General features: G+C 45.2%; 24 protein-coding genes and 1 pseudogene. 16 read left to right on the forward strand and 9 right to left on the reverse strand.

The features are described 5' to 3' along the window. Nucleotides 1-83 precede the first annotated feature (83 nt). Together serC and ACQXR1_RS16600 are read right to left on the reverse strand one after the other, a co-directional pair. Complete coding sequence (gene serC, locus ACQXR1_RS16595) at nucleotides 84-1,163, reverse strand: 3-phosphoserine/phosphohydroxythreonine transaminase (RefSeq protein WP_041521287.1); 1,080 nt, start codon at nucleotides 1,161-1,163, stop codon at nucleotides 84-86. A gap of 145 nt (nucleotides 1,164-1,308) precedes the next feature. Further along, nucleotides 1,309-1,746, reverse strand: a complete 438-nt coding sequence (locus ACQXR1_RS16600) for an HIT family protein (RefSeq protein ID WP_003233231.1) — start codon at nucleotides 1,744-1,746, stop codon at nucleotides 1,309-1,311. A gap of 485 nt (nucleotides 1,747-2,231) precedes the next feature. Here ACQXR1_RS16600 and ecsA point away from each other — a divergent pair, with 485 nt between their 5' ends. From ecsA to ACQXR1_RS16615, 3 genes are read left to right on the forward strand one after another with little or no spacing between them, the layout of a single operon-like run. Next, complete coding sequence (gene ecsA / locus ACQXR1_RS16605) at nucleotides 2,232-2,975, forward strand: ABC transporter ATP-binding protein EcsA (protein WP_014663403.1); 744 nt, start codon at nucleotides 2,232-2,234, stop codon at nucleotides 2,973-2,975. Further along, nucleotides 2,968-4,194: an ABC transporter permease EcsB gene (ecsB, locus tag ACQXR1_RS16610; protein WP_430772517.1), complete on the forward strand. Its 1,227-nt coding sequence runs from the start codon at nucleotides 2,968-2,970 to the stop codon at nucleotides 4,192-4,194. Before ecsA ends, ecsB begins: the two co-directional genes overlap by 8 nt. 19 nt (nucleotides 4,195-4,213) lie before the next feature. Then, nucleotides 4,214-4,924 (forward strand): EcsC family protein, encoded by a 711-nt coding sequence (locus ACQXR1_RS16615; RefSeq protein WP_430772518.1) that lies wholly within the window; start codon nucleotides 4,214-4,216, stop codon nucleotides 4,922-4,924. 18 nt (nucleotides 4,925-4,942) lie between these two features. On the opposite strand, the gene sndC is transcribed toward ACQXR1_RS16615, so the two are convergent. The 4 genes and pseudogenes from sndC to hmoB all read right to left on the reverse strand — a co-directional run bounded on the left by sndC (nucleotide 4,943) and on the right by hmoB (nucleotide 8,516). Then, nucleotides 4,943-6,133 carry an N-acetyl amino acid acetylase SndC gene (gene sndC / locus ACQXR1_RS16620; RefSeq protein WP_430772519.1) on the reverse strand — a complete coding sequence of 397 codons (1,191 nt, stop codon included), beginning with the start codon at nucleotides 6,131-6,133 and terminating at the stop codon, nucleotides 4,943-4,945. A 72-nt stretch (nucleotides 6,134-6,205) separates the two neighbouring features. Then, on the reverse strand, nucleotides 6,206-7,597 hold the full coding sequence (locus ACQXR1_RS16625; protein ID WP_430772520.1) for a hypothetical protein: 1,392 nt from the start codon (nucleotides 7,595-7,597) through the stop codon (nucleotides 6,206-6,208). A gap of 67 nt (nucleotides 7,598-7,664) precedes the next feature. Further along, nucleotides 7,665-7,972 (reverse strand): annotated as a pseudogene (locus ACQXR1_RS16630) (hypothetical protein). Between the two features lie 43 nt (nucleotides 7,973-8,015). Next, nucleotides 8,016-8,516, reverse strand: coding sequence for a heme-degrading oxygenase HmoB (gene hmoB / locus ACQXR1_RS16635; protein ID WP_014663410.1), 501 nt, complete (start codon nucleotides 8,514-8,516; stop codon nucleotides 8,016-8,018). Nucleotides 8,517-8,637: 121 nt separating this feature from the next. Between hmoB and ACQXR1_RS16640 the strand changes: the two genes are divergently transcribed. From ACQXR1_RS16640 to ACQXR1_RS16665, 6 genes are all read left to right on the forward strand, one after another. Then, nucleotides 8,638-10,782, forward strand: a complete 2,145-nt coding sequence (locus ACQXR1_RS16640) for a transglycosylase domain-containing protein (RefSeq protein WP_071582285.1) — start codon at nucleotides 8,638-8,640, stop codon at nucleotides 10,780-10,782. Between the two features lie 121 nt (nucleotides 10,783-10,903). Next, a complete protein-coding gene (hemE, locus tag ACQXR1_RS16645; protein ID WP_040083554.1) occupies nucleotides 10,904-11,965 on the forward strand; it encodes a uroporphyrinogen decarboxylase in 1,062 nt (353 codons plus the stop codon). 71 nt (nucleotides 11,966-12,036) lie between these two features. Next, a complete protein-coding gene (gene hemH, locus ACQXR1_RS16650) occupies nucleotides 12,037-12,969 on the forward strand; it encodes a ferrochelatase (RefSeq protein ID WP_430772521.1) in 933 nt (310 codons plus the stop codon). A gap of 14 nt (nucleotides 12,970-12,983) precedes the next feature. Continuing rightward, nucleotides 12,984-14,396 carry a protoporphyrinogen oxidase gene (hemY, locus tag ACQXR1_RS16655; protein WP_134975686.1) on the forward strand — a complete coding sequence of 471 codons (1,413 nt, stop codon included), beginning with the start codon at nucleotides 12,984-12,986 and terminating at the stop codon, nucleotides 14,394-14,396. Between the two features lie 148 nt (nucleotides 14,397-14,544). After that, nucleotides 14,545-15,120 carry a TetR/AcrR family transcriptional regulator gene (locus ACQXR1_RS16660; protein ID WP_021479630.1) on the forward strand — a complete coding sequence of 192 codons (576 nt, stop codon included), beginning with the start codon at nucleotides 14,545-14,547 and terminating at the stop codon, nucleotides 15,118-15,120. 70 nt (nucleotides 15,121-15,190) lie between these two features. Next, the gene (locus ACQXR1_RS16665; protein WP_430772522.1) at nucleotides 15,191-17,518 is read left to right on the forward strand and encodes a YhgE/Pip family protein; all 2,328 of its coding nucleotides are present in this window, start codon (nucleotides 15,191-15,193) and stop codon (nucleotides 17,516-17,518) included. Nucleotides 17,519-17,559: 41 nt separating this feature from the next. Here the strand turns inward: ACQXR1_RS16665 and fabHB are convergent, their stop codons facing one another. Continuing rightward, nucleotides 17,560-18,537: a beta-ketoacyl-ACP synthase III FabHB gene (fabHB, locus tag ACQXR1_RS16670; protein WP_040083549.1), complete on the reverse strand. Its 978-nt coding sequence runs from the start codon at nucleotides 18,535-18,537 to the stop codon at nucleotides 17,560-17,562. A gap of 128 nt (nucleotides 18,538-18,665) precedes the next feature. Here fabHB and ACQXR1_RS16675 point away from each other — a divergent pair, with 128 nt between their 5' ends. The 4 genes from ACQXR1_RS16675 (at nucleotide 18,666) to ACQXR1_RS16690 (ending at nucleotide 21,317) form a co-directional block, all read left to right on the forward strand. Beyond that, a complete protein-coding gene (locus tag ACQXR1_RS16675; RefSeq protein ID WP_071582279.1) occupies nucleotides 18,666-19,442 on the forward strand; it encodes a YhfC family intramembrane metalloprotease in 777 nt (258 codons plus the stop codon). Between the two features lie 138 nt (nucleotides 19,443-19,580). Beyond that, entirely contained in the window at nucleotides 19,581-19,721 is a 141-nt protein-coding gene (locus ACQXR1_RS16680; RefSeq protein WP_172635042.1) for a hypothetical protein, read from the forward strand. Nucleotides 19,722-19,854: 133 nt separating this feature from the next. Further along, nucleotides 19,855-20,895 carry a M42 family metallopeptidase gene (locus tag ACQXR1_RS16685; RefSeq protein WP_251198988.1) on the forward strand — a complete coding sequence of 347 codons (1,041 nt, stop codon included), beginning with the start codon at nucleotides 19,855-19,857 and terminating at the stop codon, nucleotides 20,893-20,895. A 14-nt stretch (nucleotides 20,896-20,909) separates the two neighbouring features. Next, nucleotides 20,910-21,317 (forward strand): ASCH domain-containing protein, encoded by a 408-nt coding sequence (locus tag ACQXR1_RS16690; RefSeq protein WP_430772523.1) that lies wholly within the window; start codon nucleotides 20,910-20,912, stop codon nucleotides 21,315-21,317. A gap of 37 nt (nucleotides 21,318-21,354) precedes the next feature. Here ACQXR1_RS16690 and gltT read toward each other — a convergent pair whose 3' ends face one another. Both gltT and yhfH read right to left on the reverse strand, forming a co-directional pair. Continuing rightward, entirely contained in the window at nucleotides 21,355-22,644 is a 1,290-nt protein-coding gene (gene gltT, locus ACQXR1_RS16695; protein WP_095432691.1) for a glutamate/proton symporter GltT, read from the reverse strand. A 267-nt stretch (nucleotides 22,645-22,911) separates the two neighbouring features. Next, on the reverse strand, nucleotides 22,912-23,049 hold the full coding sequence (gene yhfH / locus ACQXR1_RS16700; protein WP_052438181.1) for a protein YhfH: 138 nt from the start codon (nucleotides 23,047-23,049) through the stop codon (nucleotides 22,912-22,914). A 157-nt stretch (nucleotides 23,050-23,206) separates the two neighbouring features. On the opposite strand from yhfH, the gene ACQXR1_RS16705 reads away from it, so the two are divergent. The 3 genes from ACQXR1_RS16705 to ACQXR1_RS16715 all read left to right on the forward strand — a co-directional run bounded on the left by ACQXR1_RS16705 (nucleotide 23,207) and on the right by ACQXR1_RS16715 (nucleotide 25,658). Then, nucleotides 23,207-23,941: an MBL fold metallo-hydrolase gene (locus ACQXR1_RS16705; protein ID WP_003233185.1), complete on the forward strand. Its 735-nt coding sequence runs from the start codon at nucleotides 23,207-23,209 to the stop codon at nucleotides 23,939-23,941. A gap of 12 nt (nucleotides 23,942-23,953) precedes the next feature. Next, complete coding sequence (gene lplJ / locus ACQXR1_RS16710; RefSeq protein ID WP_014663424.1) at nucleotides 23,954-24,949, forward strand: lipoate--protein ligase LplJ; 996 nt, start codon at nucleotides 23,954-23,956, stop codon at nucleotides 24,947-24,949. 64 nt (nucleotides 24,950-25,013) lie between these two features. Beyond that, nucleotides 25,014-25,658, forward strand: a complete 645-nt coding sequence (locus ACQXR1_RS16715; protein WP_430772524.1) for an SDR family oxidoreductase — start codon at nucleotides 25,014-25,016, stop codon at nucleotides 25,656-25,658. The last annotated feature ends 87 nt before the right edge of the window (nucleotides 25,659-25,745 follow it).

Genomic DNA, 25,745 nt, shown 5'->3' on the forward strand with positions numbered 1-25,745 from the left:
TGCTCATCATTTATTGCGAAGGCTTTATAAGAATGTGTTATGCAAACAGTATACCAAACGAACGGTTTGCATAGCCAGACTTTTTACTCATTTTCCTGCTGGAATTTCTTCATGAACGCCGCTAGTTTTTCACAGTCTTCGAGAGACACCGCGTTATAAATAGAAGCGCGGCAGCCTCCCACTGAACGGTGTCCGCCAAGGCCGACCATCTTCGCATCTTTTGCTTTTTGAACGAATGTTTTCGTTAATTCGTCATCCCGAAGCGTGAAGGTCACATTCATGCGTGAGCGGCTGTCCTTTCTGGCATGTCCTTTATAGAATCCGTTGCTTTCATCAATACAGCTGTAGAGAACCTGCGCTTTTTGTTCATTGCGCTGTTCAGCGGCTTCCACACCGCCGTTTTCCTTCAGCCACTCCAGAACAAGGCTCAGCATATAAATCGCAAATGTCGGCGGAGTGTTGTAGAGTGAATCCGCTTTGACATGCGTGGAATATTTCAAGATTTTTGGGACGTTCGCATTTTCATTTTGCAGCCAGCTTTTTTTCATGATAACTACAGTCACGCCGGAAGGGCCGAGGTTCTTTTGGGCGCCTCCGTAGATCACGTCAAATTTGGACACATCGATTTTTCTGCTCAAAATGTCGCTGGACATGTCGGCGACGAGCGGAATTGGGGAATTCGGGAACTCCTGCCACTGAGTGCCGAAAATCGTATTGTTGGATGTGATGTGTAAATATGCGCCGTCTTTTACATCCGTAAGGTCAATCTCCGGAATATAGCTGTAATTGTCTGTTTCACTTGTAGCGGAGATAGACGTGTTCCCGAACAGTTTCGTCTCTGCCAGTGCTTTTTCAGACCAAGCACCTGTCATGACAAAATGCGCGGTTTTTTCAGGTGTTAAAAAGTTCATCGGAAGCATTGAGAATTGAAGGCTCGCCCCGCCTTGAAGAAACAAAATATCGTAATCTTCCGGAATGCCCATCAGTTCGATTAAGAGGTTTTTCGCTTTTTGGTGCACCGCTTCATACTCTTTGCTGCGGTGGGAAAGCTCCATAACAGACATGCCGGATTCGTTAAAATCAATAAATTCTTTCTGTGCTTTTTGCAGAACTTCCAATGGCAGCGCTGCAGGACCTGCGTTAAAATTCGTTGTACGTTCCATCATGATCTCTCCCTGTTTTCCACGTTAATGTATAAAATAATACAATTATCCTATCACAAAAATTCAGTTTTTTGATAAAAAATTAGAATTATCAAAAGAAATTGACGGATGTTTGCGAAATGTTCACAAATAAAATAACCTCATCTTATGATGAGGCCAGGCGTTTTGCGATAGAGGAAGAGATATTCTGCAGATCCTCCGGTTTATAATCATCAGCATGCGTTTTCCAAACCGCTCCGAATCCATCTCCTTTTCCATAGCGGGGGATAATATGCATATGGTAGTGGAACACAGATTGTCCAGCTTTTTCTCCGTTATTGTTCAGCGTATTTAAGCCGATCGGTTCAAATTCATCCCGGATAGCGCGGGCGATTTTCGGAACAGCATGGAAATATTGTTTTGCTAATTCATCTGTAAATTCATACACATTCTCAATATGTGTTTTCGGAATGACAAGCGTATGGCCTTTTGTTACTTGGCTGATATCAAGAAAGGCAAGTACATGTTCATCTTCATACACCTTCGCGGATGGAATGTCGCCGGCGATAATTTTACAAAAGATACAATTCTCTGCACAATGCATGAGGGTTCCTCCTTATGAAATTGTTTAATATGTATACACTCATCGTACCACAGAAATGCAGAAAATAGAAAACAGGATGAACGGCGAGCGTTCACCCTGAATGCAGAGGAAGAGCTTATATGAAGAAAATGTGTTATGCCTTTGGTAAGCACCTCATTTGTTAATAAAATGAAGACTTGTTTAATGCCTAACGATTCCTGCGATAAACACCTCATTTGACAATTTGCTTCATACATGAAGAATTCATCAATTCAGTGAAGAGAAATGGTTTGAGCATTGGACATGTTTATTTTCTATCCAACTGTTTCTAAGACGTCTTTGACAAACACCTCATTTCAGTTGATATGCTTTTCCTCTACGACTATTATGATGTCCAGAACCCTGTCTCTTTATGACAGCAAATTCATCATTTGTTAAAAGGGAATTGTTTCAAATCAAGCCTTGTTTTTGGTACTATGAAGAAAAACACTATAAGGGGAGAAACTATGTCTCTGCTATCGGTAAATGACTTAACCGGCGGATATACAAGAAATCCGGTTTTAAAAAACGTATCATTCACCCTAGAACCAAATCAAATAGTCGGCTTAATCGGGCTGAATGGTGCTGGCAAAAGTACAACAATCAGACACATCATCGGGCTGATGGACCCGCATAAAGGTTCAATCGAATTAAACGGTAAAACCTTTGCTGAGGATCCGGAAGGCTACCGTTCACAATTCACCTATATACCAGAAACACCTGTTTTATATGAAGAACTGACTTTGATGGAGCATCTTGAATTGACAGCCATGGCATATGGCCTGTCAAAAGAAACGATGGAGAAAAGGCTGCCTCCGCTTTTAAAGGAATTCCGAATGGAAAAGAGATTGAAGTGGTTCCCGGCCCATTTTTCCAAAGGAATGAAGCAGAAGGTTATGATTATGTGTGCATTTTTGGCAGAGCCTGCGCTCTACATTATTGATGAGCCTTTTCTGGGGCTTGATCCGCTTGCCATTAACGCGCTGCTTGAGCGGATGAATGAAGCGAAAAAAGGCGGGGCGAGCGTGCTGATGTCAACGCACATTTTGGCAACGGCAGAACGCTATTGTGATTCGTTTATTATTTTACATAACGGCGAGGTGCGGGCGCGCGGCACGCTGTCAGAGCTCAGAGAGCAGTTTGGAATGAAAGACGCGGCGCTGGACGATTTGTATCTTGAGCTTACAAAGGAAGACGCTGGCCATGAATAATATGCTTGATATTTGGCAGTCGCGGCTGCAGGAGCATATCAAAGAAACAAGAACATACATGAAATATATGCTCAACGATCACCTCGTCATTGTTTTGATCTTTTTTCTAGCGGGCGCTGCAAGCTGGTACAGCAAATGGATACGGGACATCCCCGCTCACTTTCCATCCTTTTGGGTGATGGCCGTGCTGTTTTCGCTCGTGTTGACAAGCTCTTATGTGCGGACGCTTTTGAAGGAGGCTGACCTTGTTTTCTTATTGCCTCTTGAATCAAAAATGGAGCCTTACTTGAAGCAGGCGTTTGTCTACAGCTATGTGTCTCAGCTGTTTCCGCTGATTGCACTGAGCATCGTTGCGATGCCGCTTTATTTTGCAGTCACCCCGGGGGCTTCACTCGTTTCGTATGCCGCGGTCTTTGTCCAGCTTTTGCTGCTGAAAGCGTGGAATCAGGTGATGGAATGGCGCATGACCTTCCAAAACGACCGCAGCATGAAGCGGATGGATGTCATTATTCGCTTTGCGGCGAATACGCTCGTTCTTTATTTTGTTTTGCAATCTGTTTATATGTATGCGCTTCTTGTCTATGTCATTATGGCTGCTCTTTATCTGTATATGTCTTCGGCAGCAAAACGGAAAACGTTTAAATGGGAGAGTCATATCGAGTCCGAATTGAGACGCAAGCAGCGTTTCTATCGGATTGCCAACCTGTTCACTGATGTGCCGCATTTACGAAAGCAAGCGAAACGCAGAGCGTATCTTGACTTTTTGCTGCGGCTCGTGCCGTTTGAACAGCGCAAAACATTTGCCTATATGTTCACCCGCGCCTTTTTGCGTTCGAGTGATTATTTGGGCATTCTCGTCAGGTTAACGATCATTTTCGCGCTGATCATCATGTATGTTTCAGCCAGCCCGCTGATTGCAGGGGTTTTGACTGTGTTTGCCATTTTCATTACGGGCATTCAGCTTCTGCCGCTCTTCGGCCACTTTGACCATCTGGCGCTTCAAGAGCTGTACCCTGTGAAAAAAGAAACGAAGCTGAAAAGCTATTTCTCTCTATTAAAAACTGCACTTAGTGTTCAAGCGCTGCTGATGTCTGCTGCATCTGCCTATGCAGCCGGCTTGACCGGTTTTGTTTACGCGCTGATCGGTTCTGCCGTTCTGATTTTTGTTGTTTTGCCTGCTTATATGACAACCAGGCTGAAAAAGCACGGAAAGCTGTGAACTGAAAAGAGGTAATCAAATGACAGATAATCAGCTGCTGATGCAGGAAGCTTTGGAATGGAAAATGCATTTTTTGCGAAAGGATTCCATGTTTGAACGCTTTTCGAAGCGTGTCCAGACGAAGGTGAATGAACGGATTCCTGAAAAAATCCATACGGTCGTCACCGAGAGTGTAAGAAAAATGGTAGAAGCGACAATGGCGGGCTCCAATATTATTACCTATAAGAAGGATACAAGCACACTTTCGCTAAGTGAAAAGAACGAACTGGCGAAAAAAACGATTGCTTCTTATCAGAAGGTGGCGGCTGCTGAGGGAGTCGGCACTGGAGCAGGCGGCATATTTTTAGGCATTGCCGATTTCCCGCTGCTGCTTTCTATTAAGATGAGGTGTTTATTTACTTTATCCTCAATATATGGCTTTGATGTGAAGGATGCACAAGAAAGAATGTTCCTGCTGCTCGTGTTTCAGCTTGCGTTTTCGAGTGATGATGGCCGAAAATCGCTTTTTTCTGTCATCGAAAATTGGGAGACGGAGAAAAAGAGCATCGACTGGAGAGTGTTCCAGCAGGAATATCGCGATTATATCGACGTCGTGAAGTTTTTTCAGCTTTTGCCGGGCGTAGGAGCGGCAGTCGGCGGGATTGCCAATTATAAACTGCTGGCTCAGCTTGGTGAGACGGCAAGACACGTTTTTCATCTGAGGATAATAAAGGAAACAGCCGGAGAATAAACATTCCCGGCTGTTTTTTTATAGCTTATGATAGGTGATTGCGGCGCCTGCAAGGACCTTGGCTGCTGTCAGCATTGCTTTTTCATTAATATCAAATTTCGGATGGTGATGGGAATAGACCCGCTCTGGCTGTTCAAGAGCGGCACCTGTAAAGAAAAAAGTGCCTTTCACGTTTTGTAAGTAATAAGCAAAATCCTCGCCGCCCATTTGCGGTTCACCGGCAATGACCTGCTGAACACCCTCTATGTTTTTGGCGATGCTGGCCAAGTGGCTCGTTTCTGCAGGATGGTTCACAACCGCCGGATAGCCCCGTTCATAGTTGTACTCATAGGACGCGCTGTGCATACTGCATACTCCTTTTACAACCGCTTCAATTTCTTTTTCCAGAATGTCCCGGACATTTTCATCAAAGGAACGTGCTGTACCGATGAGTACTGCTTGGTCTGCGATGACATTAAATGGATTGTCTGCGATAAAGGAGCCTGTCGAAATGACGGCGGATTGAATGGGATTGACCTTGCGGCTGACAATGTGCTGCAAAGAGGAAACGATTTGTGAACCGATCAGGACGGCGTCTTTTGTATCATGCGGATGAGCACCGTGGCCGCCCTTTCCAAGGACTTTAATCGTAAATCGGTCCGCCGCTGCCATTACGGCGCCGGGGCGGCAAAGAATGGTTCCGAGCGGTTCGGTTGCCCAAAGATGAGTGCCGAATATCACATCCACGTTTTCGAGACAGCCGTCATCAATCATTGGCTTTGCGCCTCCTGGATAATATTCTTCCGCATGCTGGTGGATCATCACAAAAGTTCCCTTCAGCTCATGTCTGTTTTGGTGAAGAACCTTGGCGACTGCGAGAAGAGCTGCCGTATGGCCGTCGTGGCCGCATGCGTGCATGACACCGGGCACTTTGGAGGCGTAAGGGACGTCTTTTTCATCTTGAATGGGGAGAGCGTCAAAGTCAGCCCGCAAAGCGACTGTAGGACCTGGTTCGCTTCCTTCTATATATGCTAAAATTCCTCTGCCGCCGACATTCGTGCGGATTGGGACTCCTAGCGATTCATAATAGGAAGCAATAAATGCGGCGGTTTTTTCTTCTTGAAACGAGAGCTCAGGATACATATGGAAATGGCGCCTGATTTCAATCATTTCTTCAAAACAGCTGTCGAGCTGTTTGTTTATCTCTTTCTGCAGTGTGGATATGGACAAAGCCGCTTCCCCCTTTTCTATGCTTTTCCATGATTGTATAGGAAAATTCTGAAAACTTCAACTTACGCTGTTTTAAAGCATCATCACGGCTGCGATTGTTGTCACGAAAAGGCCAATCGCGACGGGAATGAAGTTTTTTCTGGCTAATTCAAATGGATCAACTTTGCAAATGGCCGCAGCGGGAATCAACGCCCATGGGACAAGTGTGCCTCCGCCCACCCAAATGGCGGAGATTTGTCCGAGTGCGGTCAGGACGGCGGGGTCGGCATGGAGAGCGGACGAAAAGAGCTTTGCAATGGAGCCGGCGAGAGAAATGCCTGAAAATCCTGAGCCGTCGAGGCCCGTTATGGCTCCAGCGGCAGTTAATGCAGCGGCGGCAAGCTCTTTTGACATAGGCATCATATGGGATAAAGCAATGCCGAGATCGTTAACAATGCCGTGGGAACCTTTAGGGAGTGAAACGCCTATTATGCTTTCATAGCCTGAGTCCCCAAGATAAAAGAAAGCGGCAATCGGGATGACGGGGCCGAAAACCTTAAAACCGAACTTAAACCCGTCAATAAAATAGCCGGTGATTTTTTCAAGCCCTTTATGCTTATACACGAGAAAATGAACGGTTAGGAGGATACAAATCGCAGACCCGCCAATTAACGCGGTTGCATCATTTCCCTGCAGGTTAAACAAGAGCATGCAGGCAATATCAGCAAGAAAGACAAGCGGAATCAAAAAAGCCAGAATGGACCGCATGCGTTTTGGCAAGTACAGTGAGTTGTCTTGTTCGCCGGAAAAAACGGGGGAAAAAGAAGCGGGATGCTCCTGTTTTCTGTGCTCGCGCTGAATCATGATAAAGGCAGCGGTTGTTGTTGTCACACCCATAATCAGCACAAGCGGAATGCTGGCCGAGACGACATCACCCACTGGAATGCCTGCTGCATCCGCAGTCAGCTTTGGCGCCGCCTGAATGACAAAGTCTCCTGACAGGGCAAAACCATGTCCGAATAAGTTCATGGCCATGGCTGCTGCAAGAGGTGTCAAACCGGCGCGTGCGGCTGCCGGGAGCAGGACGGCGCCGATCAAAGCGACACCCGGAGAAGGCCAGAAGAAGAGAGAAATGGCGAACATCAGGCCTCCAATCAGCCAGTAGGCAGTCACGGGCCCTTTCACAAGGCTTGTAAAGGGAGAAATCATCGTTTCATTTATCCCTGTTTTTGTTAATAAATCACTCATCGAAACGATAAAGCAAATGATGAAAATCGTGGGCAGCAGTTCGCCGGCCGCATAGATAAAGCTGTGGAACAAGCTGCTGACAGAAGCTGAAAGTGAATGGCTGGCCCATAGCGATATGATAAAAATGCCGAATAAGGAAATAAAGGTCGTATCTTTCCGCAGCAGCATAAATAGGATAATCGCCCCGATAAACAACACGTACAGAACATGGATAGGCAAAATCCCGACTTCCATCATTAATCACTCCTTCCGCTTCCTACAGATTATTCATAGGCGGGCGGAAGGTGCGGGACAGAAGTCTGGGTTATGATGGAAGATAAGCATTGATACGTTTCAGCTGTTCAGTTAAAGCATGCTTTTCACTTTTTGCTGTTGCGCTGGGCAGCAATCAGGAGAAAACATAACAGAACCGTCAGCAAGCCACTGTTTTCTGTAGGCGATGATGCTTTCCGCAGGTTCTAAATATGAACCATCCTCGTGCTGCATCTCGTACTCGTCAAATCCGAACTGAAAACCGCAGCACGGGCAGATTTCATGAGATTGATGGCCTTCATGATCATATGGCGGTTCCGTCAATCCCTTAAACCCGCAGACTGGGCAAGGATGCTTCATTTTGCTTTCCTCCCAATAAATAAGCTGCCGGACATGCCGGCAGCTATTCGACAGCGAAATATGTGGTGACGTACGAAGGCCGGGAGAAGATCGACGTCGTGTCAATTCCGGCAGACGTGCCACGTTTTTTGTGGGCTTCCTTGTAAGAACCGGACTGCTGCCAGTCTTGAAAGGCACTTTCCGTTTCCCACAATGTCAGAATGACATAGGTGTCACTGTCAAGCGGACGGAGCACTCGAATTGCTTCAAAGCCAGGCTCATTTTCGACTTTTCCCGCTCTGTTTTTAAATCTGTTTTCAAACAGCGGTCGCCCTTCCTGCGTGACGGCAATATTGTTCAATACTGCAAAACCGGGATGCTTGATCTCTCCGACTTGGTCAATGACTTCATAAGCATGTGGTGCCTGAAAAACGGTATCTCCGTTTGTTTCATGAATCAAAATCGCGTTTTCCTGCCCCTGCATCAAAAGGATATGCTCTGAGGGATGCTTCTCAACGATCTTTTTTAAAAAATCGGCTGTCCCATATGTAATATAAACCTTCATATCAGCCACCTCCTGCTTGCTAGTATATCAAAACAATGGTATAAGTTTCTATTGGCGAGTGCTTCGAACATAATTCCAAACAATTTTTCCCATACTACCCTTAGAAAGGCGAGGTGAGTTCATGTTTAAGATAAAGAAAAAGAAACTTTTTATACCTATCATTATTTTAGTGTTAACTGCTTTTCTCGCTTTAATAGGATATATTTCAATTATTTTTCTCGGCCATTATGTCATAGATGAAAAGAAGCTGATACTTCATGCCTCTTCAAAAATTGTTGATCAAAACGGCGATGAGGTTGCAAGCCTGTATACAGAAAATCGCGAGCCGGTTTCGATCAATGAGATTCCCAAGCAAGTCAGAGAAGCGTTTATCGCTGTTGAGGATAAAAGATTCTATGAGCATCACGGCATTGATGCGAAATCTGTCGGAAGGGCAGTGTACCGCGATATATTAGCAGGCGGAAAGGTGGAAGGCGGAAGCACAATCACCCAGCAGCTTGCCAAAAATATTTTTTTGACACATGACAAAACGTTTCTAAGAAAAACAAAAGAAGTCATCATTGCGATCAATCTTGAACGGGATTACAGCAAGGACAAGCTGCTTGAAATGTATTTGAACCAGCTTTACTTCGGACACGGGGTCTACGGCATACAAGCGGCGTCCCACTATTATTTTAATAAAGAAGTAAAAGATTTGACTGTATCTGAAGGCGCTGTTTTGGCCGCTATTCCAAAGGCGCCTTCTACGTACTCTCCGATTTTGCACCCTGATAAAAGTAAGGAGCGGCGTGATACAATTCTAGGTATGATGAATGACCAAGGCTATATCAGTGCGAAGGAGGCTGTCACCGCGCAGGGCCGGACGCTTGGGCTGCACGTGAAGAAACAGTCGGAAACACCTTGGTTTGACAGTTACATTGACCTTGTGATCAAAGAGGCAGAAGACAAGTATTCCATTTCCGGAGAGCAGCTTCTTCAAGGCGGATACACGATCAAGGTGCCGCTTGATTCGAAGTTGCAGAAGACGGCTTATCAGGTGATGAAAGAGGGAAGCTATTATCCCGGAACAGATCAGAATGCCGAGGGCAGCGCGGTCTTTATTAATAACAAGACAGGCGGTGTAGAAGCGGCCATCGGCGGAAGGGATTACACATCCAAAGGATATAACCGTGTCACAGCTGTCCGCCAGCCGGGTTCCACATTTAAGCCGCTCGCAGTATACGGACCGGCGATGCAGGAAAAGAAATTTAAGCCATATTCTCTATTGAAGGATGAGTTGCAGTCCTACGGAGATTATACACCGAAAAACTATGACAGCCGGTATGAGGGCGAAGTCACTATGTCTGATGCTATTACGTATAGCAAAAACGCGCCGGCTGTCTGGACGCTGAATGAGATCGGCGTCGAAACAGGAAAATCTTATTTGAAAGCAAACGGCATTGATATTCCTGATGAAGGGCTTGCTCTTGCTCTAGGCGGCTTGGAAAAAGGCGTTTCACCGCTTCAGCTTGCCGGCGCGTTTCATACTTTTGCCGCGAATGGGACGTATACTGAACCGTTCTTTATCTCAAGCATAATAGATGAAGACGGGGAAACAATAGCCGATCATAAAGGAGAAGGAAAACGGGTATTCAGCAAACAGACGTCCTGGAATATGACGAGAATGCTGCAGCAGGTAGTCAAAAAAGGAACGGCCACGTCTGGCATCTATCACGGCGATCTGGCGGGAAAAACAGGTTCTACAACTTATACAGGCGTCTCCGGCGCGACAAAGGACGCTTGGTTTGCAGGCTATACGCCGAAAATAACCGGGGCAGTCTGGATGGGCTATGACAAAACGGACCGAAATCATTATTTAACATCCGGGAGCTCGTACCCGACGCGGCTGTTTAAGGATATTTTGACACAGGCAGGAGAAACCGGTGCTGTGTTCACAAAGCCTAAAAACGTCAAAGAACTGGAAAGTCCGATTGAGCTGAAGCCGGTCAAAACACTCACAGCCGATTACACATTTAAAGCAGCGGGGCTCTTTACTATTGAATTAAAGTGGGACGCCCAAGAGGATGATCGGGTTGTATACAGAATTTATGTAAACAAGGACGGAAAGGAGACGCTTCTTGATTCGGTTGAAGGGAAGGGGAGCTATGAAATCCCTTATGCCAACTTGTTTTCGGGCGCGTCTTATAAAATTGTGCCTTATAATTCACAGACAAAAAGAGAAGGGGAAGGAACCGATTACGTTCAGCCGAAATTGTTTTCCTCTTAATGGAATTCGGCGATTTTTTGAACTTTGAGCTTCATTTCTATACCATTTGCCTAAAACAAGGTATAGTGTAATAAGTCAAGAAATACGAACGTATGGTTGCAGTATGAAAGGTGGAAATCAGATGAGTAAACGAGAAACGTTTAACGAGACGTTTTTAAAAGCTGCGCGGGGAGAAAAAGCGGATCACACGCCTGTGTGGTATATGAGACAAGCAGGTCGCTCACAGCCGGAATATCGTAAGCTGAAGGAAAAATACGGATTGTTTGAGATCACCCATCAGCCCGAACTTTGTGCGTATGTCACAAGACTGCCGGTTGAGCAATACGGAGTCGATGCTGCAATCCTATATAAAGATATCATGACTCCGCTTCCGTCAATTGGTGTGGATGTTGAAATCAAAAACGGGATCGGCCCTGTGATTGATCAGCCAATCCGGTCTCTGGCGGACATTGAAAAACTCGGCCAGATTGATCCGGAACAGGACGTGCCGTACGTGCTTGAGACGATTAAACTGCTTGTCAATGAGCAGCTGAACGTCCCGCTCATCGGTTTCTCAGGTGCGCCTTTTACGCTTGCCAGCTATATGATCGAGGGCGGCCCATCTAAAAATTACAATAAAACAAAAGCCTTCATGTACAGCATGCCGGATGCATGGAATCTGCTGATGTCCAAGCTTGCCGACATGATCATTGTGTATGTGAAAGCGCAGATTAAAGCAGGCGCAAAAGCGATTCAAATCTTTGATTCGTGGGTCGGCGCGCTGAATCAGGCCGATTACAGAACATACATCAAACCTGTGATGAACCGGATCTTTTCAGAGCTTGCCGGGGAGAATGTGCCGCTGATCATGTTTGGCGTTGGTGCAAGCCATCTGGCAGGTGACTGGCATGACCTTCCTCTCGATGTTGTCGGGCTGGATTGGAGACTCAGCATTGATGAAGCCAGATCAAAAGGAATCACCAAAACAGTGCAAGGCAACCTGGATCCGTCCATTTTGCTTGCGCCATGGGACGTCATTGAGAAGAAAACGGCGGCAATACTTGATCAAGGAATGAAATCGGACAACTTCATTTTTAACCTGGGACACGGGGTATTTCCAGACGTCAGTCCTGAGGTTTTGAAAAAACTGACAGCATTTGTCCATAAATATTCACAAAACAAGAAAATGGGTCAATATTCCTAAGCATATCTTTTGGTATCATGATGATATCCTGTCAAAATGTTTGTATCAGATCATTAAAGAGGGTGTAAACAGTGAGTAGAAAGAAAATGGGGCTTCTCGTGATGGCGTACGGCACGCCTTATAAAGAAGAAGATATCGAACGTTATTATACACATATCAGAAGAGGCAGAAAGCCTGAACCTGAAATGCTTCAAGATTTGAAAGACAGATACGAAGCAATTGGCGGCATTTCACCGCTTGCGAAAATCACAGAAGAGCAGGCACATAATCTGGAACAGCACTTGAATGAGATTCAGGACGAGATTACGTTTAAAGCGTATATCGGACTGAAGCATATCGAGCCATTTATTGAAGACGCTGTAGCAGAGATGCATAAAGATGGCATTACAGAAGCAGTCAGCATCGTGCTGGCGCCGCATTTCTCCACGTTCAGCGTTCAGTCCTACAACAAGCGTGCCAAAGAAGAGGCTGAAAAACTCGGCGGTTTAACGATTACGTCTGTTGAAAGCTGGTACGATGAACCGAAGTTCGTGACATATTGGGTTGACCGAGTGAAGAAAACATATGCGTCAATGCCTGAGGATGAAAGAGAAAACGCGATGCTCATCGTATCCGCGCACAGTCTGCCGGAAAAAATCAAAGAATTTGGAGACCCTTATCCGGACCAGCTTCATGAATCGGCGAAATTGATTGCTGAAGGCGCAGGCGTTTCCGAATATGCTGTCGGCTGGCAAAGTGAAGGGAACACGCCTGATCCATGGCTGGGACCTGATGTTCAGGATTTAACTCGCGATTTATTTGAACAAAAAGGCTATCAAGCGTTTGTATATGTTCCTGTCGGGTTTGTCGCGGATCACTTAGAAGTGCTTTATGATAATGATTATGAATGCAAAGTGGTTACAGACGATATCGGCGCAAGCTATTACCGGCCGGAAATGCCGAATGCCAAGCCTGAGTTTATTGATGCTTTGGCAACAGTCGTATTAAAAAAATTAGGACGTTAAAGAAGGCGATGAACATGAGTGACGGAAAAAAACATGTAGTCATCATCGGCGGCGGCATTACCGGTTTAGCCGCCGCCTTCTATATGGAAAAAGAAATCAAAGAAAAGAATCTGCCGCTTGAGCTGACACTTGTTGAGGCAAGTCCGAGAGTCGGCGGAAAAATCCAGACTGTCAAGAAAGACGGATATATCATCGAAAGAGGGCCAGACTCATTTCTGGAACGGAAGAAAAGCGCCCCGCAGCTTGTTAAAGATTTAGGCCTTGAGCATTTGCTTGTCAACAATGCGACCGGACAATCCTATGTGCTTGTAAACCGCACCCTGCATCCAATGCCGAAGGGCGCTGTAATGGGGATACCGACAAAAATTGCGCCGTTTGTTTCTACGGGTCTGTTTTCCTTGTCCGGTAAGGCGAGAGCTGCTATGGATTTCATCCTGCCTGCAAGCAAAACAAAGGATGATCAGTCATTGGGAGAATTCTTCCGCAGACGTGTCGGAGATGAAGTGGTCGAGAACTTAATCGAGCCGCTTCTATCAGGGATCTATGCAGGCGACATTGATAAGCTCAGCCTGATGTCGACATTCCCGCAGTTTTACCAGACGGAACAAAAGCATAGAAGCCTGATTCTCGGCATGAAAAAAACAAGGCCTCAAGGCTCAGGCCAGCAGCTGACGGCAAAGAAACAAGGACAGTTCCAGACTCTGTCAACCGGATTGCAAACCCTTGTTGAAGAGATCGAAAAGCAATTAAAGCTGACGAAGGTGTATAAAGGCACAAAAGTGACCAAGCTCAGCCGTGGCGGCTCTGGCTACTCGCTTGAACTGGATAACGGTGTCACACTTGATGCTGATTCAGTAATTGTGACTGCTCCGCATAAAGCGGCTGCGGGAATGCTTTCTGAGCTCCCTGCCATTTCCCATTTGAAAAATATGCACTCCACATCCGTGGCAAACGTCGCTTTAGGCTTCCCGGAAGGCGCCGTCCAAATGGAGCATGAGGGAACGGGCTTTGTCATTTCAAGAAACAGTGATTTTGCAATCACAGCCTGTACGTGGACGAACAAAAAATGGCCGCACGCAGCGCCGGAAGGCAAAACGCTGCTTCGGGCATATGTCGGAAAAGCCGGAGACGAATCGATTGTCGATCTATCAGATAATGACATTATCAACATTGTGTTAGAAGACTTAAAGAAAGTCATGAACATAAACGGCGAACCGGAAATGACATGTGTCACCCGATGGCATGAAAGCATGCCGCAGTATCATGTCGGCCATAAGCAGCGCATCAAGGAACTGCGTGAATCACTGGCATCCGCATATCCGGGTGTTTATATGACAGGCGCTTCTTTTGAAGGTGTCGGAATACCCGACTGCATTGATCAAGGAAAAGCTGCCGTGTCTGACGCGCTTACCTATTTATTCAGTTAAAACCTCCGCCATAAAGCGGAGGTTTTTTTGTGCTGTGCGATGGCAATATTGTGTAAAAAATGATTGAATTGAGCAGCAGGTTATGATACATTTGCATATGTACTTAATGACTAAAATGTTCAAACGGTCAGTTTTGGGGTGATATACGATGTCAATAGATCGAAAAAAGCTCATTTTGGAGGCGGCTACAAAGTCTTTCACGCAGTTCGGGTATAAAGCGACGACAATGGACCTTGTCGCAAAGCTTGCGAATGTGGGGAAGGGAACCATTTATACATTTTTTAAAAACAAAGAAGAGCTGTTTGACGAGATTTTCACAACTTTATTGAAGGAAATGAAGCAAAAAGCGGATGAAGCGATGGAGCCGAACCTTCCGTTCCATGAAAATGTGCACAGAGCGCTGTTTGCCATTCTGGAGTTCAGGAAAACACATCAGCTGACGATTAAGATTTTCCAAGAGAATGCCGAGATTGGTACAATGGCAGTTCAGGAAGTGATCCAGAAAATGGAGCGAGCCATACTGTCTTATATCAAAAGTAAGATTGAAGACGGGATTAAAAGCGGCGCAATCAAGCCTTGCGATCCTGAACTGACGGCCTTTGTGATGCTGAAGCTTTATATCGCGCTCATTTTTGACTGGGAAAAACAACATCCCCCGCTTGATAAAGAGACAATTGCGGAACTGCTTGAATTGTATGTTGTCAATGGATTGTCAGCCAACTAGATAATCCTTTCTCTTTGCAAGAAAATGACCATTTTTCATGATGAGTCAGTTTTAGAATGGAGGCATCAGGATGAACACAATACGAAGTCAGTGGAAAGACATCGTAACAAGTAAAAAACTATTGATTCCCATCATCGCCATTTTGTTTGTTCCGCTTATTTACAGCGGCGTATTCTTAAAGGCTTATTGGGACCCGTACGGCACAGTTGACCAGCTGCCTGTCGTAGTCGTCAACCAAGATGAGGGCGCAACGTATGAAGGAGAAAAACTTCAAATTGGTGATGATCTGGTCAAAGAATTAAAGGATAATAAAAACTTTGATTGGCATTTTTCCAATGATCTAGACCAATCGTTAAAGGACTTATTAAATCAAAAATATTATTTAGTTGTCGAGATTCCTGAGGATTTTTCTAAGAATGCCAGCACTGTGTTGGACAAAAATCCGAAAAAATTGGATCTGAAATACCATACAAATGCCGGTTCCAACTATGTAGGGGCAACGATCGGCGAAAAAGCGATTGATAAACTGAAAGCCTCTGTGTCTAAAGAAGTGACCGAGCAATATACGAAAGTTATTTTTGATAATTTTAAAGATATCGCAAAAGGGTTGAGCGACGCGAGCAGCGGCGCGAAAAAAATTGATGACGGCACAAAGGATGCGAAAAACGGAAGCGCCCAGCTGAAAGAAAATCTGGCGAAGCTGAAGGAAAGCACCGCTACCATCAGTGACAAAACAGCGCAGCTTGCAGATGGAGCGGCTCAGGTGACGAGCGGCATCCAATCACTTGACAGCTCGCTCGGTAAATTCCAGGACAGCAGCAACCAGATTTATGATAAATCTGGTCAGCTTGCAGCAGGATCAGGCAAGCTGACGGGCAAACTAAATGAACTGAATGCCGGCCTTCAAAAGGTGCAGCAGGGCTTACCTGATCTTACAAACGGGCTGGATCAGCTCAACAGTAAAGCACAAGAAGAGTCGGAGAAAGTAGCAAAAGCGGAAAAACTCATAAATGCGCTTGATTTAACACAGCTTGAAACAGCTGTGAACAATCTGGAAAAGTCAGAAACTGCGATGAAGGAATTTAAAAAACAGCTGTCTGACTTTGAAAACAGCTTGAAAAACCGTGATCAGGCATTCAAAAATCTCATCAACTCGAGTGATTTCTTAACAGCGGAGCAAAAAAGCCAGCTGATCAATTCTGTTGAAAAGCAGCTTCCGCAAGTTGATGCGCCTGATTTTGATGAAATTTTAAGTGGACTTCCTACAGCTGATCAGCTGCCTGACATCGCAACGATAAAAAGCTCATTGGAAGATGTGAAAGCGGAGGTTGCCCAGGTGAAGGCATTGCCGGAAGCTACCTCTAAGCTTTATAACGGCGCAAAAGCCACTCAAGACGCGATTGACCAATTATCTGCTGGATCTGAGAAAATATACAATGCGTCACAGCAGGTGACAGATGGCCAAACTAAACTGACAGCGGGTATCGGTGAATATAATAAGCAGTTCGCAAAAGCAAAAGCGGGCTCAGAGCAATTGGTGACAGGAAGCAGCAAAGTATCCGGCGGATTGTTTAAGCTGTTAGACGGGTCTAAACAGGTCCAAAGCGGATCATCAAAACTGGCAGACGGATCTGCATCACTTGATACAGGCTTAGGCAAGCTATTGGACGGCACAGGGGAGCTGTCTAATAAGCTGAAGGATGCGGCAGATCAAACAGGAGATATCGATGCTGATGATCAAACATACGGCATGTTTGCGGATCCGGTGAAAACCAAAGATGATGCCATTCATTCCGTTCCTAACTATGGAACAGGGCTGACACCTTATATCCTGTCAATGGGCTTATATGTCGGCGGCATCATGCTGACGGTTGTCTTCCCGCTGAAGGAGGCGTCAGGACGTCCGAGAAACGGTTTTGAGTGGTTCTTCAGCAAATTCAATGTCATGATGCTTGTTGGAATCATTCAATCGCTGATTGTGGCGACAGTTCTTCTATTGGGAATTGGGCTCGAGGTAGAGAGCACGTGGAGATTTTACGTGTTTACGATTATTACGAGTCTCGCTTTCCTGGCGATGATTCAATTTTTGGCCACAACAATGGGCAACCCGGGACGTTTTATCGCAGTCATTATTTTAGTGCTGCAGCTGGGAGCAAGCGGAGGAACCTTCCCGCTGGAATTGCTTCCGAATTTCTATCAGGTCATTCACGGCGCATTGCCGATGACCTACAGCATTAACGGATTCAGAGCGGTCATTTCAAACGGGGACTTTGGCTACATGTGGCAGATGGCGGGCGTCTTAATTGGCATCGCCCTCGTTATGATTATCTTAAGCATTACCTACTTTACAGTGTTAAGCCGGAAGGAAAAAACATCGGAAGAACAGCCGGCTTCATAAAGAAAAAGAACTTGTTTCCTTGGAAACAAGTTCTTTTTTTGTTACATTCCCCATCTAATAAGCAATCCTGTATAGGTTAATCCGCCGCCAAATCCGAAAAGCATTACGGTTTGGTCTTTTTTCAGCTTCCCTGCTTTCACTGCGAGATCGAGCGCTAAAACAATGGAGACCGAAGACGTGTTTCCATAGTACTCAACACTAGTGAGCGTTTTTTCAATCGGGAAAGGTGTTTTTTCACAAATTGACTCGATCATGCGCAAGTTGGCGCTGTGAGGAACAAACCAATCGAGACCATCAGAGCTGAGTCCTGCTTTATGTAAAAGCCGTTCAAATTCGCCAGGGATTGTTCTTACGGCCCATTTATATACTTCGCGGCCGTTTTGGACCATTTTCCCGGAGCCAGCAAGTTCCACACCGTTTATTTCATTTCGCAGTCCGGCACGATACAAAATATCGCCTCCGTTCCCGCTTGTTCCTTGGACAGAGGCAAGAAATCCTGGCGCCTCTTCCTCTCGCTCCACTAACAGCGCACCCGCGGCGTCGCCGAACAGAACGCATGTCGTTCGATCGGTATAATCCGTTACCTTTGACAATGTCTCCCCGGCGATGACGAGAATTTTTTGATGAAGGCCGGATGTGATCAATCCATTTGCCAAATGAAGACCGTATGTCAGTCCGGCGCACGTCGCATTAATATCCAGCGCGCCGGTGTTTTCCCAGCCGAAATATTCCTGCACGCGGCATGCCGTACTCGGAAAAGCGTAATCGGATGTTGTTGTGGCAACGAGAATCATATCGACATCATCAAGTGTGCCTTTATAGCGGCTCTTGAGGTCCTTCACTGCTTCGATGCATAAATCAGAGGTAAACTGCTGTTCATCCGCAATCCGGCGTTCTCTCATGCCTGTACGCTGAACGATCCATTCATCAGATGTATCAACGATCTTTTCTAAATCAGCATTGGTTAAGCGTCTGCTCGGCGCATATGTGCCGATAGCTGTAATTTTTGCTTTTGACATATGAATCACTCCTTATGATCAGATTATAACACTAGATATTAGTATCTGGTACTAAAAAGAAGGTTTTTTGATAAAAAAAGAGAAGTGTAGGATAGGGAAGCTATGAAATAGAAAAAGGAGGCTGAAAAATGGTCAGTCAAGAAGCAGTAGTCTTTTTGGCGTTATCCGGGGCTATTGCGTTTCTGTTGCCGATCGGGCTGATTGTGTGGTTTAAGCGGAAATATGACGCTTCGCTTAAAGTGTTCTTTATTGGCGCTCTTACGTTTTTTGTCTTCGCTCAGCTGCTGGAAGGCGGCGTTCATCTGTATGTACTGCAAGTGAATGAAGTGACAAAAGAAGCGATGCAACATCCTTTATGGTATGGCATTTACGGCTGCTTGATGGCCGGCATTTTTGAGGAGTGCGGAAGGTATTTGATGATGCGATTTTTTATGAAGCGCCATCATACTTGGGCGGATGGCCTGGCTTTCGGGGCAGGCCATGGCGGGCTTGAAGCCATCCTGATTACAGGCTTGTCCTCTATCTCACTTATTGTATACGCATTTGCTATCAATAGCGGGACGTTTGAACAGCTTTTGGTCAATGGCGACGTCAAACAGGCGCTTTTGCCGGTACAGGAGCAGCTGCTGCATACCCCTTCGTATGAATGGCTGCTGGGCGGAATAGAAAGAATCAGCGCCATTGCTGTCCAAATCGGGCTGTCGCTGCTAGTCCTGTACGCGGTTAAAAGCCGCCGGCCGCTGTTTTTGCTGTATTCTATTCTTTTACATGCACTGTTTAATGTCCCGGCGGTTTTATATCAAAGAGGAATCGTAGAGCATGCCGCTGCTGTTGAAATCATTGTTGCTTTTATAGCTGCTTTATCAGTGTATTGGATTGTAAAAGCAAAAAGGCTGTTTCAATAAAAGGTCCAAGCAGCAGCAAAGCCCGCTTGGAAAAATGTGAATGGAAATATTCATTAAGCATGGGTCATCAGAATATTTCTGATTCAGTCTTTAGCAATGACAGCAAGAATGTCTGTGTTTTTTACAAGAGAAACAATGGTGTTTCTTTTTCTTCTTCTCGCAAGGGTCATGGCATTCTTTCTTTTTCTTGCAATGGTCGTGGAAATCTTTATCGAACCACTCGTCAAAGAACCAAAAATCATCGAACCAATCGTGACAACGACATTTCTGTTCATGTGAATGACGACAGCACATAGAAATCCCTCCTCTTCCCATGCTCTCTACAGCATATGAGAGATTGATAGGAAAAGATTGGACGGGTCCCTCGGGAAAAGAGTATATTTTAAGTAGAAAATAAAAGGAGGAATGCCCTATGACGTCCGTACGTAAAACGATGGAGCTCATTAAAGAACTGGTATCGATCCCAAGCCCGACAGGAAATACATATGAGGTAATCAATTATATTGAAAGCCTTTTAAAAGAATGGAAGGTAGAAACGGTTCGGAACCACAAGGGCGGCTTACTTGCAACGCTTCCAGGACGCGACACATCCCGGCATCGCATGCTGACGGCGCACGTTGACACCCTCGGCGCTATGGTGAAGGAGATTAAATCGGACGGTCGGCTGAAAATCGACTTAATCGGCGGGTTTCGCTACAACTCAATTGAGGGGGAGTATTGCCAAATTGAAACCGCCTCGGGAAAAACGTACACAGGCACCATTTTAATGCATCAAACGTCTGTGCACGTATACAAAGACGCGGGAAAGGCCGAGCGGAATCAAGAGAATATGGAGATTCGCCTAGATGAACCTGTTCACTGCCGAAAAGATACGGAGGAGCTTGGCATTGGTGTCGGAGATTTTGTGTCGTTTGATCCCCGTGTCGAAATCACATCAAGCGGATTTATTAAATCGCGCCATTTGGATGACAAAGCAAGCGTCGCCTTATTGCTCCGCTTAATTCATCAAATTCAAACAGAAGACATTGAACTGCCGTATACAACCCATTTTCTTATTTCCAATAATGAAGAAATCGGATACGGCGGGAATTCGAATATTCCTCCTGAAACGGTCGAATATTTGGCGGTTGATATGGGAGCTATCGGAGACGGACAGGCCACAGATGAATATTCAGTATCAATCTGTGTGAAGGATGCGAGCGGGCCGTATCATTACCAGCTCAGAAAGCATTTAGTTCAATTAGCCGAAAAGCATCATATTGACTATAAGCTTGATATCTATCCGTACTACGGGTCTGATGCGTCAGCAGCAATCAAATCCGGGCATGATATTGTGCATGGCCTCATCGGGCCGGGAATTGACGCATCCCATGCATTTGAACGCACCCATAAATCATCTCTTCGACATACCGCTAAGCTTCTGTATTACTATGTACAGTCACAAATGGTATAAGGGAGGAAGAGCGAATGAAGATTTATAAGCTGAAAAGCACATTCGGCTGGGAAGGTGATGACGGGTTGGGAGAACAGCTGATTCAGCAGATCCTTGCCGGAGAAAAAACCGCCACGTGCGCGCCGAGATCATTATATTCAAAAGATGAATTGAGGGACGTTTATCAAACAGCTGGTCAGCTTGTTACCGTTTATGATAAACATGACAATCCAAGATGCAATATAAAAGTGACAGACGTCTTTGAAACCACCTTTGGTGCGCCTGATATGAGGTTAGTCAAAGGAGAGGGCAATGGAGACCGAATTGACGAATTTCAAAAGGATCATCGGATGGCTTGGGCGGAACTGATCAAAAGCGGTGAACTGGAGCTGAATGAAGATACGGTTTTGATTACAGAGCTGTTTGAGCTTGTTCAAGACTAAAAAAGCCTGCGGGGATAAGAATCCCGCAGGCTTTTCATTAACCGGAAATGGTTGCGTTTTGCTCTGTTTTCGATTGGGACATAACAGTTTCTGCTTTCGCAGGGTTAAACATGCCTTCCCATTTAGACATCACAACAGCAGCAAGCGCGTTACCAGTCAGGTTGACAACTGTACGTGCCATATCCATGATACGGTCTACGCCGGCAATAAAGGCAAGTCCCTCAGCCGGAACGCCGATGGTGCCAAGCGTCGCAAGCAAGACAACAAAAGAAGTACCAGGCACGGCAGCCATCCCTTTAGATGTCACCATTAAGACAAGCACAAGCGTAATTTGGTGCCAAATTGTCAAATCAATTCCGTATACCTGTGCCAAAAACAGCGCGGCAATGGATTGATAGAGAACGGAACCGTCTAAGTTAAACGTATATCCGATCGGAATCACAAATGAAACAATGCCTTTCGGGCATCCGATTTTCTCCATTTTTTCCATGATGCGCGGAAGAACCGTTTCAGAGCTTGATGTACTGAACGCCAGTAAGATCTCATCCTTCATGTAAGCAAGGAATTTGAAGATGCTGATGCCGGCCATTTTTGCGACAATTCCAAATACGACAATTAAGAAGAAAGCAAGTGCGACATACACCAATCCGACGAGCTTTCCGAGAGAGATAAGAGAACCGAGCCCGAATTTAGACACAGTCACTCCGATAAGCGCGAAAACGCCGAACGGCGCCACTTTCATCACAAGGTTTACAACGTGGAACATGGCATGGGATACACCTTCAAAAAAGGCTAAAACTGGCTTGCCTCTTTCACCGATCGCGGAAATACCCAATGCAAATAGTACTGTAAAGCAGATGATGGCTAGAAGATCCCCTTCGACCAACGACTGGAAGAAGTTTGTCGGCACAATATGGAGGAATGTTTCCGCCACTGATTTATTACTTTGTTCTTTTTCGGTTTCAACATATTGACTGATGTCCGATTTTTGAGCTTCGTGTATATTAACTCCTGTACCCGGATGGAAGATGTTTGCAAGGGCTAGTCCGAGAATAATGGCAAAAGTCGTGATGATCTCGAAGTACAGAATCGTTCTAAAGCCTAGTTTACCGACTTGCTTTCCATTTCCTGCACCGGCTACACCGATGATTAAGCTGGAGACAACAATAGGAATCACTATCATTTTGATTAAGCGTAAAAAGAGATCCCCAATTGGCTGCAGGTAAGTAGGCAATGCTGGGTTGCCATACCAAATGACGCCAACAATAACACCTAGAATAAGTCCAACGAATATTTGTGTGGCTAATCCAAACTTAATTCTTTTCATAGATTACCTCCCAAAAAACAAAGTATCAACATATATCATGAATAGACATATATTTAATCTCACTATTAGATCAAATTATAATAGATAAGAAATGAATTCGTCTACAGTAAATTATATTTCGAAAATAAAGAATATTCAGTGATGACGCGATAATCACCAGAATTATCTAAAATCGGGTGAGCTTTGACCTAACCTGACTATTATTTCAAAATTAAGATATATGTGAATAAATAAGAAAATCCCACGCGCAGGGCGTGGGATTTTTGCTTATGACAAATCATTTACTTTTATGCAGTTATTGCAGATATTACCATAGCACTCATGCTGCTCTTCTATCTTTTTTCCGCATTCCGCGCACTTTTTCGAAGGCAGGTTTCTAAAAAATTCTGTGATTTTTCCCAGCATAACCAATCCCTCTTTCCCCTTTGTAGTGACTTCATTGTAATATAACAGATTGTAAAAATCAATAACTGTTTTGATACAATATTTAAAACATGCTTTTTTCAAGAAAAATGGGTATATTGAAGGAGGAACAATTTTCTTGAAAAGATAGGAGGACATTATGAAAGTTACAGTTATCGGATGCTATGGCGGTTTCCCGGCCGCAAATGAAGCGACGTCAGGCTATTTATTTCAGTCAGGTGATTACTCTCTGCTTGTCGATTGCGGCAGTGCCGTATTGTCTAAGCTGTTCGGCTATGTGCCGGCGGAAAAGCTGGATGCGGTCGTTCTGTCTCATTATCACCATGACCATATTGCTGATATCGGGCCGCTGCAATTTGCCAAGCAAGTCGGTTCGTTTCTCGGCAAAGGAGAGCATACGCTTCCGATTTACGGACATGATGCTGATATAGAACAGTTTCAAAAGCTTACATATAAAACACATACGAAAGGCATTGCCTATCAGCCGGATCAGCCGCTGACTGCCGGTCCGTTTACGATCACATTTTTAAAAACGATTCACCCGGTGACGTGTTATGCCATGCGGATTACTGACGGCAGCCACACTGTCGTTTATACTGCTGATTCCAGCTATCAAGATTCATTTATTCCGTTTTCGAAAGATGCTGATTTGCTGATCTCAGAATGTAATTTTTATGCGGATCAAGACGGGACAAGCGCAGGCCATATGAACAGCCTGGAAGCCGGGCGCATTGCAAAAGAAGCGGGAGCTGGAGAGCTGCTGCTGACACATTTGCCGCATTTTGGCGTGCATGACAATCTTCGCAAAGAAGCGAAAACCGTTTTTAACGGTGAAGTGAATATTGCGAAATCAGGTTTTGTGTGGGAAGGATAAAGGAGGAGCACCATGTTATTTATAGACAATCAAAATATCAATGATCCGCGGATCAATCTTGCTATCGAGGAGTACTGTGTCAAGCATTTAGACCCTGAACAGCAGTATTTGCTTTTTTATGTGAATCAACCGTCTATTATCATTGGGAAAAACCAAAATACAATAGAAGAAATCAATACAAAATATGTAGAGGAAAACGGGATTATCGTCGTCCGCCGTTTATCAGGCGGGGGCGCTGTGTACCATGATCTGGGGAACTTGAACTTCAGCTTTATCACCAAGGATGACGGGGACAGCTTTCATAACTTTAAAAAGTTCACTGAGCCGGTGATTCAGGCGTTACATCAACTCGGGGTTGAAGCGGAATTAAGCGGCCGGAACGACATTGTAGTGGATGGCCGGAAAATATCCGGAAACGCCCAGTTTGCAACGAAAGGCCGTATTTTCAGCCACGGCACCCTTATGTTTGATTCAGCCATTGATCATGTTGTGTCAGCATTAAAGGTGAAAAAGGATAAAATTGAATCAAAAGGCATCAAATCGATCAGAAGCCGAGTGGCAAACATCAGTGAGTTTCTCGATGATAAAATGACCACCGAAGAATTCCGCAGCCATTTGCTCCGCCATATTTTTAACACAAACGACATTGGAAACGTGCCGGAGTATAAGCTGACAGAAAAAGATTGGGAGACCATCCATCAAATTTCGAAAGAGCGCTATCAGAATTGGGATTGGAACTACGGCCGCTCACCGAAATTTAACCTTAATCATTCGAAACGTTATCCGGTTGGGTCGATCGATTTGCGCTTGGAAGTGAAGAAAGGCAAAATTGAGGACTGCAAAATCTTCGGAGATTTCTTCGGTGTCGGTGATGTATCTGATATTGAAAACCTGCTGGTCGGAAAACAATACGAACGGAGCGTCATCGCTGAGGTGCTCGAAGATGTGAATCTCAAGCATTACTTTGGGAACATTACGAAAGAGGATTTCCTTGATCTGATTTATTAAGGCAAAGCACTTCGTTTGAAAGAGCGGTTGTGTGTTTGAAATAATGGAGGCAGGAGGGATTCACATGAAAGTGTTTTTAATCGGAGCGAACGGACAAATCGGGCAAAGACTCGTCTCTTTATTCCGGAATCATCCTGATCATTCCATTAGAGCGATGGTCAGAAAAGAAGAACAGAAAGCGTCTCTCGAAGCTGCTGGTGCAGAAGCTGTGCTTGCGAATCTGGAGGGCAGCCCCGAAGAAATCGCCGCCGCGGCAAAAGGCTGCGACGCCATCATTTTCACAGCGGGTTCCGGCGGCAGCACAGGCTATGATAAAACGCTGCTGGTGGATCTTGATGGAGCGGCAAAAGCCATTGAAGCGGCGGACATTGCCGGAATCAAACGGTTTATTATGGTCAGCGCCCTTCAAGCCCATAACCGTGAAAATTGGAATGAGGCACTCAAACCTTATTATGTGGCCAAGCATTATGCCGATAAAATTTTGGAAGCAAGCGGTTTAACCTATACGATTATCCGTCCGGGAGGCCTTCGCAACGAGCCTGGAACGGGAACTGTTTCAGCTGCGAAGGATCTGGAGCGGGGTTATATTTCCCGTGATGACGTTGCAAAAACGGTCATTGCCTCTTTAGATGAAAACAATACGGAAAATCGGGCCTTTGATCTGACAGAAGGAGATACGCCGATTGCTGAAGCATTGAAGAAACTATGACTGAACTGACACTCGGGGCTTTTTGCTCTTGAGTGTTTTTTTCTGTTTCTCTATAATGGAGGAGAAAGCTTGGCTTCAATAATGAAT

The sequence above is a fragment of the Bacillus sp. ATD genome, from assembly GCF_050585765.1.
Taxonomy (GTDB): Bacteria; Bacillota; Bacilli; order Bacillales; family Bacillaceae; genus Bacillus; species Bacillus stercoris.

What these genes read in the sequence shown, in the direction of transcription:
- serC (WP_041521287.1), bottom strand. Translation starts at nt 1,163, where the DNA reads ATGGAACGTACAACGAATTTTAACGCAGGTCCTGCAGCGCTGCCATTG.
- ACQXR1_RS16600 (WP_003233231.1), bottom strand. Translation starts at nt 1,746, where the DNA reads ATGCATTGTGCAGAGAATTGTATCTTTTGTAAAATTATCGCCGGCGAC.
- ecsA (WP_014663403.1), top strand. Translation starts at nt 2,232, where the DNA reads ATGTCTCTGCTATCGGTAAATGACTTAACCGGCGGATATACAAGAAAT.
- ecsB (WP_430772517.1), top strand. Translation starts at nt 2,968, where the DNA reads ATGAATAATATGCTTGATATTTGGCAGTCGCGGCTGCAGGAGCATATC.
- ACQXR1_RS16615 (WP_430772518.1), top strand. Translation starts at nt 4,214, where the DNA reads ATGACAGATAATCAGCTGCTGATGCAGGAAGCTTTGGAATGGAAAATG.
- ACQXR1_RS16625 (WP_430772520.1), bottom strand. Translation starts at nt 7,597, where the DNA reads ATGATGGAAGTCGGGATTTTGCCTATCCATGTTCTGTACGTGTTGTTT.
- hmoB (WP_014663410.1), bottom strand. Translation starts at nt 8,516, where the DNA reads ATGAAGGTTTATATTACATATGGGACAGCCGATTTTTTAAAAAAGATC.
- ACQXR1_RS16640 (WP_071582285.1), top strand. Translation starts at nt 8,638, where the DNA reads ATGTTTAAGATAAAGAAAAAGAAACTTTTTATACCTATCATTATTTTA.
- hemE (WP_040083554.1), top strand. Translation starts at nt 10,904, where the DNA reads ATGAGTAAACGAGAAACGTTTAACGAGACGTTTTTAAAAGCTGCGCGG.
- hemY (WP_134975686.1), top strand. Translation starts at nt 12,984, where the DNA reads ATGAGTGACGGAAAAAAACATGTAGTCATCATCGGCGGCGGCATTACC.
- ACQXR1_RS16660 (WP_021479630.1), top strand. Translation starts at nt 14,545, where the DNA reads ATGTCAATAGATCGAAAAAAGCTCATTTTGGAGGCGGCTACAAAGTCT.
- ACQXR1_RS16665 (WP_430772522.1), top strand. Translation starts at nt 15,191, where the DNA reads ATGAACACAATACGAAGTCAGTGGAAAGACATCGTAACAAGTAAAAAA.
- fabHB (WP_040083549.1), bottom strand. Translation starts at nt 18,537, where the DNA reads ATGTCAAAAGCAAAAATTACAGCTATCGGCACATATGCGCCGAGCAGA.
- ACQXR1_RS16675 (WP_071582279.1), top strand. Translation starts at nt 18,666, where the DNA reads ATGGTCAGTCAAGAAGCAGTAGTCTTTTTGGCGTTATCCGGGGCTATT.
- ACQXR1_RS16685 (WP_251198988.1), top strand. Translation starts at nt 19,855, where the DNA reads ATGACGTCCGTACGTAAAACGATGGAGCTCATTAAAGAACTGGTATCG.
- ACQXR1_RS16690 (WP_430772523.1), top strand. Translation starts at nt 20,910, where the DNA reads ATGAAGATTTATAAGCTGAAAAGCACATTCGGCTGGGAAGGTGATGAC.
- gltT (WP_095432691.1), bottom strand. Translation starts at nt 22,644, where the DNA reads ATGAAAAGAATTAAGTTTGGATTAGCCACACAAATATTCGTTGGACTT.
- yhfH (WP_052438181.1), bottom strand. Translation starts at nt 23,049, where the DNA reads ATGCTGGGAAAAATCACAGAATTTTTTAGAAACCTGCCTTCGAAAAAG.
- ACQXR1_RS16705 (WP_003233185.1), top strand. Translation starts at nt 23,207, where the DNA reads ATGAAAGTTACAGTTATCGGATGCTATGGCGGTTTCCCGGCCGCAAAT.
- lplJ (WP_014663424.1), top strand. Translation starts at nt 23,954, where the DNA reads ATGTTATTTATAGACAATCAAAATATCAATGATCCGCGGATCAATCTT.
- ACQXR1_RS16715 (WP_430772524.1), top strand. Translation starts at nt 25,014, where the DNA reads ATGAAAGTGTTTTTAATCGGAGCGAACGGACAAATCGGGCAAAGACTC.